Raw genomic sequence first — 14,256 nt, forward strand, 5'->3', positions numbered from 1 at the left:
AACGCACATAGAGAAGGAGCCCACTTCCTCACGGAAGTGGGCTCCTTCTCCTCTGTCCCGGTGCAGTCAGGTCACGCCGCCGGCGCCGGAGCGGGGTTCATCGTCTGGAACACCTGCCATCCGTTGTAGGCGAGGACGGGCCCGGCGGCGAGGATCGTGCCGATGACCCCGCCGACACCGGCGCCCGTCGCGAGGCCGGCGAAACACGCGGCCGGACCGGTGGAGCCGCCCGCGACGCATCCGACAAGCGCCCCGACGATCGTGCCGACCAAGGTGCCGACGGTGACCGCCGAGTCGACTCCGTCAGCCAACTTGTCGAGCATCGAGAGGTCGATCGGCATCGGCGGCAGTGCCGGACCCGCGACATCGACCGGCGTGGACTTCGCCGGATCGGTCTCGGGAGTGAGGGCCAACTGCCGGCCCTCGATCACGGGTGCGATCGAGAACTCGCGATCGCCGATCCGGTACGACAGCGGCAGCGCCTGCAGGACGGTGCCGGCGTCGTTCTTGATCTCGACGAACTTTCCGTCGGACGTCACGTGGAATCCGCCGGCGTCGAGGACGGTGACGACCGAGCGGCCGTCGATGTGTGCCTCGTACCCGACCGCATCCTGCGCAGGCGCGGCGTACGACGTGCCCGCACCGACGCCCATTGCGGCGATCACCAATGCCGACGTTGCGGCAAGCTTCGTGAACTTCATAAGGCTGTCATTTCCGTTCTGTGACTGCCACGAGTGGCTCTCCGACCGAATAGGTATTCGAACCCTCGAAGCGCTCCCGGCGCTCTCCCACCTGCGCAAATGAGCCGCGAGAAGCCCTCCGATTCGCGGCGAATCATAACCCGACACAACACGGAATTGTCACTAATTCATATCGAATATTAAATGAACAAACGTCCAAATTGCTTTTGGGATTCACACCCACCCGCGCGAGTTAGGTCTACCTACACGACATACGTCACACCGGCACCGCATACCGTTAACTGAATCCGACCCGAACGGCCGGGGCCCAGCCCGCCCCGCACCCCTTCGAACCGGACGTCTGCGTGCCCCGGGAAGGTTCTTCACAGACAAAGATGCAGGAAACGACGGTACGCGCTATGTTACCGACAGGTAGTGCTCACAAGTTACCAGCGGGTAACTTGTAGGGCGCTAGGATCTGTGGGCTGACCCCAGGCGGCACGCGTGCTGCCCCGAAACGAAAGGCATCGACATGAATGCCCTGACGATTACGTTGGGCACCGTCGGCGCGCTGCTGAGCCTTGTCTGCTGGGCCTCATTCCTGAGTGGGGCCTGGACCATGGCGAAGACCGTGCAGATCGGTCAGCCGGCGCCCGACCGCTGGCGACCCTTCTTCCCTCGCTTCAAGCAGATGATCGTCGAGTTCATCGCGCACACCCGGATGCAGAAGTTCCGCACCGTGGGCTGGGCGCACTGGCTGGTGATGATCGGCTTCCTCGGCGGTGCGCTGCTGTGGTTCGAGGCCTACGGCCAGACGTTCAACCCCGAGTTCCACTGGCCGCTGTTCGGCAACACCTGGGTGTGGCACCTGTGGGACGAGATCCTGGGCATCGGCACCGTCGTCGGCATCCTGACGCTGATCGTGATCCGCCAGCTCAACCACCCGCGGATCCCGGCGCGCCTCTCCCGTTTCAGTGGCTCGAAGTTCGGCCCCGCGTACTTCGTCGAGATCGTCGTGCTCATCGAGGGCCTCGGCATGATCATGGTGAAGGCCGGCCGCATCGCGATGACCGGTCACTCCAACCCGTGGACCGACTTCTTCACGATGCAGGTGGCCAACCTGCTGCCCGCCAGCGCCGTCATGGTCTCGGTCTTCGCGTTCGTCAAGCTGATGTCCGGCATGATCTGGCTCTTCGTGGTCGGCCGCAACATCACGTGGGGCGTCGCCTGGCACCGCTTCTCGGCCTTTCCGAACATCTACTTCAAGCGTGAGGACGACGGCGACGTCGCTCTCGGTGCCGCCAAGCCGATGATGTCGAAGGGCCGCGCCCTGGACATGGAGAACGTCGACCCGGACACCGACACCCTCGGCGCCGGCCGGATCGAGGACTTCTCCTGGAAGGGCTGGCTGGACTTCACGACCTGTACCGAGTGTGGCCGCTGCCAGAGCCAGTGCCCCGCGTGGAACACCGGCAAGCCGCTCTCGCCGAAGCTGCTGATCATGTCGCTGCGCGACCACGGCTACACCAAGGCCCCGTACCTGCTGGCCGGTGGCCGCAAGGACATGGGTGGCGACGAGGTCGGCCTGGTCGACGCCGACGGCAAGCCGAACGAGGCTGCCCTCGCGAAGATCCCCGAAGCCGCGCGTGCCGAGGCCGAGCGCCCGCTCGTCGGCGAGACGGTCGAGGGTGAACTGGGCGGCATCATCGACCCCGAGACCCTGTGGTCGTGCACCACGTGTGGCGCGTGCGTCGAGCAGTGCCCGGTCGACATCGAGCACGTCGACCACATCATCGACATGCGCCGCTACCAGGTGCTGATCGAGTCGGAGTTCCCGTCCGAGCTCGCGGGTCTGTTCAAGAACCTCGAGAACAAGGGCAACCCGTGGGGCCAGAACTCCAAGGACCGGCTCAACTGGATCAACGAGATGGACTTCGAGATCCCGGTCTACGGCCAGGACGCGGACTCCTTCGAGGACTACGAGTACCTGTTCTGGGTCGGCTGCGCCGGCGCCTACGAGGACCGCGCGAAGAAGACCACCAAGGCCGTCGCCGAGCTGCTCGCGACCGCCGGCGTGAAGTTCATGGTCCTCGGCGCCGAGGAGACCTGCACCGGCGACTCGGCTCGCCGCGCGGGCAACGAGTTCCTGTTCCAGCAGCTCGCGATGCAGAACATCGAGCTGCTGAACACGGTCTTCGACGGCACCCCGGACACCAAGCGCAAGATCGTCGTCACGTGTGCGCACTGCTTCAACGCGCTCGGCAACGAGTACCCGCAGGTCGGCGGCGTCTACGAGGTGGTCCACCACACGCAGCTGCTCAACCGCCTGGTGCGCGCGAAGAAGCTGATCCCCGTCGCCAAGCTCGACGAGGACGTCACCTACCACGACCCGTGCTACCTGGGCCGTCACAACAAGGTGTACGACGCACCGCGTGAGCTGATGGAGGCGTCGGGCGCGAATCTCAAGGAGATGCCGCGTCACGGCGAGCGGTCCATGTGCTGTGGCGCCGGTGGTGCCCGCATGTGGATGGAGGAGCAGCTCGGCAAGCGCATCAACATCGATCGCGTCGACGAGGCCCTCACCACCTCGCCCAAGAAGATCGCGACAGGCTGCCCGTTCTGCCGCGTCATGCTCACCGACGGCGTCACCGCCCGACAGGAGCAGGGCCAGGGCGAGGGCGTCGAGGTCGTCGACGTCGCACAGCTGATGCTGAGCTCGGTCACGCGACTCGATCCTGCACAGCTCACCGCGAACATCAAGGTCGAGCCGCGCGAGAAGACGCCGGTCGCCGCCGCGGCTGTCACTGTACCCGCGGCCGCCGCTGCTGCTCCCGCCGCCGAACCCGAGGCTCCGGCCGCCGAGACGGCACCGGCCGCTGCCGCCGCCGCTCCCGCGGCCGGTAAGGGCCTGCAGATGAAGGGTCTCGGTAAGGCACCGGGCGCGAAGGCTCCCGGCGGCAAGGGTCTGCAGATGAAGGGCGCCGCCAAGGCACCCGGCGCCAAGGCCGAGGCTGCCGCTCCGGCCGCCGAGGCTGCTGCACCGGCTGCCGAGGCACCTGCGGCGCCGGTCGCCAAGCCCGGCGGCCTGGGCATGAAGGGCGGGGCCAAGGCACCGGGCGGCAAGGGCCTGCAGATGAAGGGCGCCGCGAAGGCACCCGGCGCGAAGGCTGCCGCACCGGCACCCTCCGCTCCTGCCGATTCGGCCGCTCCGGCTGCTCCGGCTGCTCCGGCTGCGGAGGCACCGGCGGCTCCCACCGCACCGACCGCCAAGCCCGGCGGACTCGGCATGAAGTCCGGCGCCAAGGCGCCCGGAGGCAAGGGCCTGCAGATGAGGGGCGCCGCCAAGGCTCCCGGCGCCAAGGCCGCTACACCGGCACCGGCTGCGCCCGTAGCCGAGGCTCCCGCGGCTACCGCACCCGAGGCTCCGGCCGCACCGGCTGCCGAGGCCAAGCCGGCACCGCAGCCCAAGGCGGGCGGACTGGGCTTCAAGGCCGGCGCGAAGGCACCGGGCGCCCGCAAGGCCGCCCCGGCACCGGCGGCACCTGCTGCCCCGGAGCCAGTCGCGGAGCCTGAGCCCGAGGCACCTGCCGAGCCGCAGGCCGAGGCCGCGCCCCAGCAGGATGCGTCGAACACGCCTCCGCCGCCGCAGGCCAAGCCCGGCGCGCTGGGCTTCAAGGCCGGCGCCAAGGCACCGGGCCGCAAGAAGTAGTCGCCTGACGACAAGCGCCCCCACCGTTCGCGGTGGGGGCGCTTTCGTTTCCGCGCTCCCGACGCCAGCTGCCGCAGGGCTTGTGCGAGCACCGCATGGCGATTCCGCGCTGACAGCCCTTGCGACAGCGCGACAACCCCTGCGGCAATGGTGTTTGTCCCCAGCTCCTCCGCCATCCACAACCCCCTCGATCCAGCGTCCGGCGCCCCTTCGAGTGACGGAGCTGCCGGCCAGGATGACGCCATGGACCCACTCATCATCCGGCGCTCCGAAGCACTGCAGCGTGGCGCGACGGACTGGAATCTGCAGCATCTGTGCCGGAACGGTTCCTGGCACCGGCTCCGGCGCGGCTCCTACCTGTCAGCGGAAACATTTGCAGAGCTGAGTGCTCGCGAACGCCACCGCGTACGGTCCGTCGCCACACTCGAGTCCGCGTCACGCGACGCGATACTGAGCCACCAGTCAGCCGCGATCGTGCACGGCATCGATCTGTGGAACACCCCGCTTGCCGCCGTCCACCTCACTCGCAACCGCCAGTCCGGCGGCAGCCGCACCGCGCTTCGACACGTGCACTGCACGTCACTGCTCCCCGACGAGTCGACGTCAGTGGCCGGTCTGCGAGTGACGACGGCCGCTCGCACGATAGTGGACTTGGCGCGGACACTCCCGTTCGAGCAAGCGCTCGTAGCGGGCGATCATGCACTCCATTCAGGGCGGTGCTCCGCCGGTGACCTGGCGGCCACGGATCCCCGAACCTCGCGTCGCAAGGTTGCCGGCGTCCTCCAACTGCTCGACGGGCGATCCGAGTCCGTCGGCGAATCGCGCAGCCGGGTGTTGATGATCCGCGAGCAACTCCCGATCCCGGACTGCCAGCCGAAGCTCTACTCGTCCAACGGAAGATTCCTCGGTCGCGTCGACTTCCTGTTCACCGAACAGGGAGTCGTCGGTGAATTCGACGGGAGGTCGAAGTACGGCCGTCTCGCTCCCGACGGCCGAGTCCCGGAGGATGTGCTGTGGGCGGAAAAGCTACGCGAGGACGCGATCCGCGGCGCCGGATGGGAAGTGGTGCGCTGGGTGTGGGATGAACTGGCGACTCCTCGCGTCATCGTCGAGCGCATCCTGGAAGCAGTCGGCCGGGCACGCCCCGGCCCTCGTGGACGAACTGAACCGGTGCCCCGCCCGTGAGCGCCCTACGGCCGCCACAGCTCCAGGCGCGGCACGTCCGGTGTCTCGAAGCCGAGCACCTGCCCGTAGAACGACAGCTCCGCTTCCCGAGCGCTGACGATCGTCTCGAGCTTCCGGAATCCGTGGGACTCGCCGTCGTACGCGAGGTACGCGTGAGGGATGCCCTTGCGCAGCAGCGCGCTACGGAATCGCTCGGCCTGGGACGGCGGGACGATCGGGTCGGACAGGCCCTGCAGCAGCAGCACCGGGCAGGAGAGCCCGTCGACGTTGTTGACCGGCGCCCGCCGCGCGTACAGGTCGGCGGCCTCGGGCAGCGGTCCGATGAGGCCGTCGATGTAGCGGGACTCGAAGTCGTGGGTCTCCTTCACGAACTCGACCAGTTCGGCGACGCCGTAATACGAGACGCCGCAGGCGAACACGTCCGACGTGGTCAGGGCGGACAGCACGGTCCAGCCGCCGGCCGAGCCGCCCTCGATCGCGAGACGCGCGGGATCGGCCAGACCGGCGTCGGCGAGCCCCCGCACGGCGGCGACGGTGTCCTCGACGTCGACGATTCCCCACTGTCCGCGCAGTCGGTTGCGGTATTCACGTCCGAACCCGCTCGAGCCGCCGTAGTTGACGTCGACGACGCCGATACCGCGGCTTGTGAAGTACGCGTACACCAGGTGCACGGCCGGTGCGACGTGCGCGGTGGGGCCACCGTGCACGAGCGCGACGTACGGCGGCAGTTCGCCGTCGGGCGCCTCGTAGTTCGGGTTCCGCGGCGCGTAGGCGATCGCGTGGACCTCGCGTTCGGGGCCTTGGAAGGTCAGGGACTGCGCCTCGGGCAGGTAGGCGACGTCCGGCAGGTCGTCGACCGACATTCGCACGTCGGTGAGCTCGCCGCTGTCCGGGTCGAGCAGTCTCAGCCCGGAGGCGACGCGGGCTCCGCCGCACCGCAACAGGATCCGCCGTCCGTCGACGTCCGCGATGTGCACCGAGGAGATGCCGTCGAGCGGGATGTCGTGGAGCGCACCGGTGGCGGGATCGAGCACGGCGAGGGTGTCGGTGCCGACCGTGCGAGTGGTCAGCAGGGTGCCGTCGCCGAGGTCGGCGTACCAGCGGGCACCGAGCTGCCACAGCGGGGCGCCGAAGTCGGCGTCCGTCGGGCAGATGGGTGTCACGGTGCCGTCACCGAGCGCAACGCGGTGGAGGTTCCACCAGCCACTGCGGTCGCTGATCACGTGCAGTGTCGCGTCGTCGACCCATTCGGGTTGCAGGACGGATTCCTCGGCGTCGCCGAGCAGAACGTCGACCCGACCGGTCGAGAGCGTCAGCACACGCAGTTCGGTTCCGTCCCAAGGCATCTGCGGGTGATTCCAGGCGATCCAGGCCAGCCGGGTCCGGTCCGGGGACAACCGTGGGTAGGCGAGGAAGTCCGAGCCGCCGACGATCGAGCGCACCGCGGCCGGGTCGCCGGCGGCCGATCCGTCGAGGGGGATCGCGCAGATGTCGCGCATCGGCGACGGGCCGCGGTGGACCTCGCGCACACACCACACCTCGTCGCCGACGATGGTGAGATCCCCGTAGCGGTCCGAGGACGGGGTGGGCGACATCGGGGTGATCGGCACCGGCGCAGCGTCGACGCGTGGGTCGAACCGGTACAGCCGCTGGTCGCTGAACTCGGCGAACACCAGCACCGAGTCGCGGGCCACCGTCCAGGCTCCGCCACCGTATTCGTGGACGCGGGTGCGCGCGTTCCACGGGATCGGCAGGACGTCGGCCGGTTCACCGTCGGGTCCGAGCCGGCGGATCGCGGTCCGGCCGCCCTCGGTGGGGCGCTGCTCCGACCACCACACCTGATCTCCGACGAACCGGCCTCCGTCCACCGGGTGACCGCTGGCCGCCAGGTCGGCAGCCGCGATGGGCGACGTCCACGAGCCGTAGGGGGCGACGGTTCGAGCGGCAGATGTCATGCGCACACCCTAGCCAGGAATATCGCGGGGACACCGCCGCGCGACGTACCGTTTCCTCATGCCCGCGCAGCTGCCCTCGCGGTTCACCGACGCCCCGATCGCCCGCATGGCGACGGTGACCGAGGCCGGCGACCCGCACGTGGTGCCGGTGGTATTCGCGGTGCTCGGAGAGACGATCTACACCGCGGTCGACGACAAGCCGAAGAGCACCCGCCGGCTGCGTCGGCTCGCGAACATCACCGCGACCGGACGCGTCAGCCTGATCGTCGACCACTACGACCACGATTGGACGCGACTGTGGTGGGTCCGCGTCGACGGCGCCGCACGGATCCTGTCCGGTGACAGCAGCGAGGGCCGGTCCGCGATCGACGCGCTGGTCGCGAAGTATCCGCAGTACCGATCGATGCGCCCCGCCGGTCCGGTCGTGGCGATCGGCGACGTTCGGTGGCGGGCGTGGTCGGCGTCGTGAGCGCGGCGGCGTCCGTCACGTCCACGGGCCTCGACGGACCTTTCCCGCGCGCGTCCCGACACCCACGATCAGCGCCCCCACCAGGCCGAACATGCCCGATTTCGGCGCCGCTCCGGAGTGGCCGCTCGTGGGCGGCCGATTTCCGTTTGCGCGCGAGTGGAATCATGGTTGCGTGAGCACTCCAGATTCCGTCCGCAACCGTCGGCCGCAGCGCGCTCTCGAGCAGTCCACCAAACTGCAGAACGTGCTGTACGAAATCCGCGGGCCGGTGCATGCGCACGCGGCGCGACTGGAGTCCGAGGGGCACCGAATCCTCAAGCTCAACATCGGCAATCCCGCCCCGTTCGGATTCGAGGCACCCGATGTGATCATGCGCGACATGATCGCGGCTCTGCCGTACGCGCAGGGCTACTCGGAGTCCAAGGGCATCCTGTCCGCACGGCGCGCAATCGTCACGCGGTACGAATTGGTGCCCGGCTTCCCGGAGCTCGACGTCGACGACATCTACCTCGGCAACGGCGTCTCCGAACTCATCACGATGACGATGCAGGCACTGCTCGACGACGGTGACGAGGTCCTGATCCCGGCTCCGGACTACCCGCTGTGGACCGCGATGACGAGCCTGTCGGGCGGCACCCCGGTGCACTATCTGTGCGACGAGCAGAACGACTGGAACCCGGACATCGCGGACATCGAGTCCAAGATCACCGAGAAGACCAAGGCGCTGCTGGTCATCAACCCCAACAACCCGACGGGCGCCGTCTATTCGGCGGAGGTGCTCTCGCAGCTCGTCGACCTGGCCCGCAAGCATCAGCTGCTGCTGCTGTCTGACGAGATCTACGACAAGATCCTCTACGACGACGCCAAGCACATCTCGCTGGCCACGCTCGCGCCCGACATGCTGTGCCTGACGTTCAACGGGCTTTCGAAGGCGTACCGCGTCGCGGGCTACCGCTCCGGCTGGGTCGCCATCACCGGCCCGAAGGACCACGCTGCCGGGTTCCTGGAGGGTCTGGATCTGCTGGCGTCCACCCGCCTGTGCCCCAATGTTCCGGGTCAGCACGCCATCCAGGTTGCGCTCGGCGGGCACCAGAGCATCGAGGATCTGATCCTGCCGGGCGGCCGGTTGCTCGAGCAGCGTGACGTCGCGTGGGAGCGGCTCAACATGATTCCCGGCGTCTCGTGCGTCAAGCCGCGCGGCGCGCTGTATGCGTTCCCCCGGCTGGATCCGAACGTCTACGAGATCCACGACGACGAGAAGTTGGTGCAGGATCTGCTGCTGCAGGAGAAGATCCTCATGGTCCAGGGCACCGGTTTCAACTGGCCCGATCACGACCACCTGCGCATCGTGACGTTGCCGTGGGCGCGGGATCTCGCGGTGGCGATCGAGCGGTTCGGCAACTTCCTGTCCAGCTACAAGCAGTAGCCCGTCGGACCTGTCCGCCCGGCCCGGATGCAGGTGCACCCGATACCTCGGAAGCACCTGCATCCGAACGTGATCCAGGTGATCGCATGGTGGGCCGACACGCTATTTTCCCTCAACCCTGCGGGATCGCCCCGGTATGGGTAGATTGACCGATTGGCACCTCTGAGTGTCCGTAAGCGCCTCGTCTTGCCCCCTCCCCCCTGGGCGACGAGGTATCGGTGGCGGGGACGACCCCCCCCTGCTCCCCGCCACCGTCGCTTGCCACCGCCACCGCTAGCCTGATCCGGTGCAGAGGCCGATCCGATGACATCCGAAGCCCTCCACGGTCATGGCCACGGCCACGGCCATTTCGAAGGCCCGCTCCCGGTGGGCCCGACCGCTGCACGCGTTGTGGTCGGACTGCTCGTCGCGATCGCAATCGCCGTCGTCGCGGCGGCCGCGATCCTGTGGCCGGGCAAGCAGCACATCGAGATCCCGCTGCCGTTCCAGAACGCGGGCGGTGGAGCCGTCACCACCGAGGCCGGCACCGTCGTCGCACAGGACATCACACCGTGCGGCAGCCCGTCTGCGGGCCGGGCGTTTCCGGGCGATCCCACACCTCCCCCGACCGGTAGTTCGTTCGATTGCCGACGCAGCCTGGTGACGATCGACTCCGGCCCCAACGAGGGAACCCGGACGCTGCTCGAGATCGTGCCCGGTCCGGGGCAACCGAATCTGAGCGTCGGTGAGCACATCCGGCTTGTCCGGCAGACGGATTCGTCCGGCACCCCGATCTACTCGTTCAACGACTACTCCCGCGGGCTTCCCCTGCTCCTCGTCGTCGCGGCGTTCGCCGTCGCGATCGTCGCGGTTGCCCGGTGGCGGGGTGCGCGGGCGCTCCTCGGACTCGGGATCACCTTCGGCGTCCTCGTCGTTTTCACGCTGCCGGCACTGCTCGACGGAAAGCCGGCGATGCCCGTCGCACTCGTCTCGGGCGCGGTGATCCTGTACGCCGTGCTCTACCTGGCGCACGGCGTGAATCTACGCACCAGCGCGGCGCTGCTCGGCACGCTCGCCTCGATGCTCGTCGCAGCCGTCCTGTCCGTCATCGCGATTCGGATGACGCATCTGACGGGACTGTCCGAGGAACAGAACACCAACGTGCAGGCCTACATCCAGCAGGTCAGCATCACCGGACTCCTCCTGGCCGGCTTCATCATCGGCTCGCTCGGTGTGCTGAACGACGTCACGATCACGCAGGCGTCGGCGGCATTCGAGATCGCGTCGATGGACGAGGCCGCTTCCCGGCGAACCGTCTTCACCTCCGCAATGCGGGTGGGACGCGACCACATCGCCAGCACGGTCTACACCCTGGTGCTCGCGTACGCCGGCGGTGCGCTTCCGCTCCTGCTGCTGTTCAGCGTCGCGGGTGGACCCGTCAGCGACGTCCTGACCGGTGACGCCGTGGCGATCGAGATCGTCCGATCGTCGGTCGGCGGCATCGCACTCGCGCTCTCCGTGCCCCTGACAACCGGGATCGCCGCGCTCCTCGCCCGGCCCCGGCTCGCCGCTCCGTCACCGCGGCGGCGTACAGGCGGGCGTCACGCGCGCTGACCGACCGCCCGTCAGAGCCGCGGGAGGGGCAGCAAGGGTGGCAGTTCCACCGGAGGCAACGGCAACTGCGGGAGCTGCGGCAGCGGCGGGAGCGGCGGGATCCCGGGTAGCTCCGGGATCTCCCACCAGGGTGGTGGATCCGCCGGACGGGGCTGGGCCGGTGGAGGTGGGGCCGGGGCGCCCCCACCGCCCCCGACCGGCTGCGACGCGCCCTGCTCGGACGGCGGCGTCGTCGGCGCTTCGGACGGCGGCGGGGGTGACGGGAGCGAGGTCTGGACCGTCGTCGACGAACTCGGCGGTACCAAGGTGGGTGTGTCGGCGGTGGCTGCCGCATCCGGACCGAAAAGGGTTCTGCCGTAGCCCAGTCCGAACCCGACGACGGCGATGACGACGAGCGCGGCCCCGGCGATACCGGCACCGCTGACCTGACGCCGCGAGACCGCCTGCCGGTGCCGCCCGCGCGCGGTGGACGGCCGTGGACGAGCGGGCCCGGCCGCCGACACCGGCGCCGCAAGCAACGCGGCGCCGCGGGCAGCGGCCAGTTCCGGCGCGTGCGGCGCCACGATCGGCAGACCGAGCCTCCACTCGAGCACGGCCCGCACCACGGGCAGATGGGCTCCGCCACCGAGAAGCACGACGGCGTCGGGCCTGTGCCCGGACTGCACGATCAGTTCGGCCACCAGGTCTGCCGAACGCTGGACCGCGGGAACCGCGACGCTGTCGAATGTTTCACGTGGTAGTCCGATCAGGTCGTCGCCGCACAGGACGTCGGTGCGCTCCGTTGCCGCGACCACTCCGGTCGACCGGTCGACCACGCTGACGGTCAACCCCGAACTACCGAGGTCGTAGAGCACGACCGTCCGGAACTCCGCCACATCGCCGACACCGCGCAACTGCTCGAGTACCGCGGTCACCTCGGGGACGAGGCGAAAGCCGGTGACACCCTGCCGTCGCATCGCCACGTCGAGCGCAGCGGCCTGGCCCTCGTCGCTGTAGGAGATACCCACGCCGACGGCCGATCCCGACTCGGCCGCCTCCGCGAGGATCACGCCGACCGATTGCGCCGCCAGATCCTCCGCGATCTGCCCACCGACCTCGATCGCCTGGTACTCGAACTCACCGGATCCGTCCGGGGAATCGGATCGCACCAGACGAACGAATCCGGCCCCCACCGAAACTCCCAGAACCCCACCCATGAGCCGCCTTCGATCGTGGTCGCAAACGGTCGCCGCGCGAGCCGCGTGCTGGACGAGCCGAGTCTATACAGCCGCCTTACACTCACCCCATGCAACTGCTGTTCGTCTGCACCGGCAACATCTGCCGCTCCCCCACCGCAGAGCGGCTCACCGCCGCCTGGTCGGCCCGCACCGGGCGGACCGATCTGGCCGCATCCAGCGCAGGGACCCGAGCGGTAGTCGGCGGCCCGATGGAACCGACGGCAGCACAGATCCTTTCGAACCTCGGCGGCACGCCGGACGGCTTCGCGGCGCGCCAGCTGAACCCGGCGATCGCGGGAACCGCCGACCTGATCCTGACGATGACCGAGTCCCACCGCGACGCCGTGCTTCGCACGGCACCGCGCCAGCTCAAGCGGACGTTCACGCTGCTCGAGGCGACCCATCTGGCGCGCGCGACCGGATCGGCCACCGTCGCCGACCTCGCAGCGGTCCGCGGTCAGGTCCCCCGACCCGACAACGTCGACGTCCCCGACCCGATCGGCCGCAGCGCGATCGTGTTCGGGGACGTCGGCAGTCAGATCGACGAGGCCCTACTCGACCTTCTGCCCCGCCTGCGCGACTAGCGGCGCGGGATCGACCTTCGCCGGGGCATCTTCCACCTTCTGCACCGGCGCATCCGAGTCGTAGTAGTACTTGTACTCGTACGCCCCCTTGCCCTTGGCCGGCGTCATCGTCAGGATCGTGCCGAGGACGGTCGCACCCACGCTGCGCAGATTGCCGATAGCCCGCGAGACCTGCTCGCGCTTGGTCTGCCCGTGCTTCACCACGACCAACGCGCCGTCCACCTTGACCGCGAGAACGGCCGCGTCCGTCACCGGCAGAAGCGGCGAGGCATCGATGATGACGAAGTCGAAACGCGAGCGCAGATCCGCGAACAACTTCTCGGCATGCGTGGAGCCGAGCAACTCGCTCGGATTCGGCGGCAGCGGACCGGACGCGAGTACCGAGACGTTCGGGAACGGCGTCGACTGCAACACGTCGTCGATGTCGGCCTGCCCGGCCAGCACCGTGCTCATACCGACCGACCCGATCAGATCGAGATACTTGGCGATACGCGGGCGGCGCAGATCCGCGTCCACGAGAGCCACCGAGTAGCCGGCCTCCGCAATCGCGAGCGATAGATTGATCGCCGTCGTCGTCTTTCCCTCTCCCGGAAGCGAACTGGTGATCGCAATGACACGGGGCGGGTTGTCCACCTCGAGGAACTGCAGATTCGTGCGCAGCTCACGGAACGCCTCGGCGCTGCCCGAATACCCGTCCTGGAAAGCGATGGCCGCCTTCTCTTCCCGATCCTTGTCGAACGGCACCGTACCCACCAGACCGACCCCGGCAAGCTCGTCGAGCACCTCACGGCTCTTCACGGTGTTGTCCAGGCGGTCGCGCAGGACGGCGAGGGCGATGCCGCCGAGAAGTCCGACGACGAAGCCCAGTGCCAGGTTGCGCTTTGTCTTGGGGCTCACAGGAGTGGACGGAGTCGACGCGTGCTGCTCCACCACGACGCGGGCCATCGGAGGCGTCCCGGGCTCCATGCTCTCGAGTTCCTCTGCCATGAGAACGAACTCGTCCGACAGTGCATTCACGAGGTCGCGCGCGACCTCGGGAGATGCATCCGTCACCTTGGTGTCTATCAGGACGGTGTCCGGCGTCGAGGTTGCCTTGACCTTCTTGGCCAGTTGCTCCGCAGTGAGGTCGGACTTCCCCAGCTTGTCGAGCGTGCGCTGGGCGAGCGTGGAACCGGTCAACAGTTTGGTATAGGAAGCGACACGCTGTTGCGAGAACAGGTTGCCTTGGTAGACCTCGTTGACCGACGCACCTGAGGAGGTGGAGACGAACAGCCTGGACGATGCCTGGTACATCGGTGTCGACATCAGCGAGGCTCCGAGCGCGACGAGTATGCCGACCAGTGTTGTCAGCGCGATGATCCTCCACCGTGTCTGCACGATCCGTAGGTAGTCCTGTACTTCCATATCCCCGATTCCCCGTCCTGTTTTCGGTACAACA

Annotated in this window: 10 protein-coding genes; 6 read left to right on the plus strand and 4 right to left on the minus strand. The window is 68.3% G+C overall.

Features of this window, described 5'->3' with window-relative positions:
* Positions 1 to 71: 71 nt before the first annotated feature.
* Positions 72 to 701, minus strand: coding sequence for a hypothetical protein (locus J2X34_RS02875; protein ID WP_429516068.1), 630 nt, complete (start codon positions 699 to 701; stop codon positions 72 to 74).
* Positions 702 to 1,212: 511 nt separating this feature from the next.
* On the opposite strand from J2X34_RS02875, the gene J2X34_RS02880 reads away from it, so the two are divergent.
* Both J2X34_RS02880 and J2X34_RS02885 read left to right on the plus strand, forming a co-directional pair.
* The gene (locus J2X34_RS02880; protein WP_114721496.1) at positions 1,213 to 4,389 is read left to right on the plus strand and encodes a (Fe-S)-binding protein; all 3,177 of its coding nucleotides are present in this window, start codon (positions 1,213 to 1,215) and stop codon (positions 4,387 to 4,389) included.
* A 243-nt stretch (positions 4,390 to 4,632) separates the two neighbouring features.
* On the plus strand, positions 4,633 to 5,574 hold the full coding sequence (locus J2X34_RS02885; protein WP_114721494.1) for a hypothetical protein: 942 nt from the start codon (positions 4,633 to 4,635) through the stop codon (positions 5,572 to 5,574).
* Positions 5,575 to 5,579: 5 nt separating this feature from the next.
* On the opposite strand, the gene J2X34_RS02890 is transcribed toward J2X34_RS02885, so the two are convergent.
* Complete coding sequence (locus J2X34_RS02890; RefSeq protein WP_429516069.1) at positions 5,580 to 7,529, minus strand: prolyl oligopeptidase family serine peptidase; 1,950 nt, start codon at positions 7,527 to 7,529, stop codon at positions 5,580 to 5,582.
* A 58-nt stretch (positions 7,530 to 7,587) separates the two neighbouring features.
* Between J2X34_RS02890 and J2X34_RS02895 the strand changes: the two genes are divergently transcribed.
* The 3 genes from J2X34_RS02895 to J2X34_RS02905 all read left to right on the plus strand — a co-directional run bounded on the left by J2X34_RS02895 (position 7,588) and on the right by J2X34_RS02905 (position 11,017).
* The gene (locus tag J2X34_RS02895) at positions 7,588 to 7,998 is read left to right on the plus strand and encodes a TIGR03668 family PPOX class F420-dependent oxidoreductase (RefSeq protein ID WP_114721490.1); all 411 of its coding nucleotides are present in this window, start codon (positions 7,588 to 7,590) and stop codon (positions 7,996 to 7,998) included.
* A 172-nt stretch (positions 7,999 to 8,170) separates the two neighbouring features.
* Positions 8,171 to 9,424, plus strand: coding sequence for a pyridoxal phosphate-dependent aminotransferase (locus J2X34_RS02900; protein WP_114721752.1), 1,254 nt, complete (start codon positions 8,171 to 8,173; stop codon positions 9,422 to 9,424).
* Between the two features lie 303 nt (positions 9,425 to 9,727).
* Positions 9,728 to 11,017 (plus strand): YibE/F family protein, encoded by a 1,290-nt coding sequence (locus J2X34_RS02905; RefSeq protein WP_114721488.1) that lies wholly within the window; start codon positions 9,728 to 9,730, stop codon positions 11,015 to 11,017.
* An 11-nt stretch (positions 11,018 to 11,028) separates the two neighbouring features.
* Here J2X34_RS02905 and J2X34_RS02910 read toward each other — a convergent pair whose 3' ends face one another.
* Positions 11,029 to 12,165, minus strand: a complete 1,137-nt coding sequence (locus J2X34_RS02910; RefSeq protein ID WP_429516070.1) for a hypothetical protein — start codon at positions 12,163 to 12,165, stop codon at positions 11,029 to 11,031.
* Between the two features lie 137 nt (positions 12,166 to 12,302).
* On the opposite strand from J2X34_RS02910, the gene J2X34_RS02915 reads away from it, so the two are divergent.
* A complete protein-coding gene (locus J2X34_RS02915) occupies positions 12,303 to 12,818 on the plus strand; it encodes a low molecular weight phosphatase family protein (RefSeq protein ID WP_114721484.1) in 516 nt (171 codons plus the stop codon).
* Here J2X34_RS02915 and J2X34_RS02920 read toward each other — a convergent pair.
* Positions 12,786 to 14,222: a polysaccharide biosynthesis tyrosine autokinase gene (locus J2X34_RS02920; RefSeq protein ID WP_429516071.1), complete on the minus strand. Its 1,437-nt coding sequence runs from the start codon at positions 14,220 to 14,222 to the stop codon at positions 12,786 to 12,788. The genes J2X34_RS02915 and J2X34_RS02920 overlap by 33 nt on opposite strands.
* Positions 14,223 to 14,256: the final 34 nt, after the last annotated feature.

It is taken from the genome of Rhodococcus sp. BE178, assembly GCF_050433545.1.
Lineage (GTDB): Bacteria > Actinomycetota > Actinomycetes > Mycobacteriales > Mycobacteriaceae > Prescottella.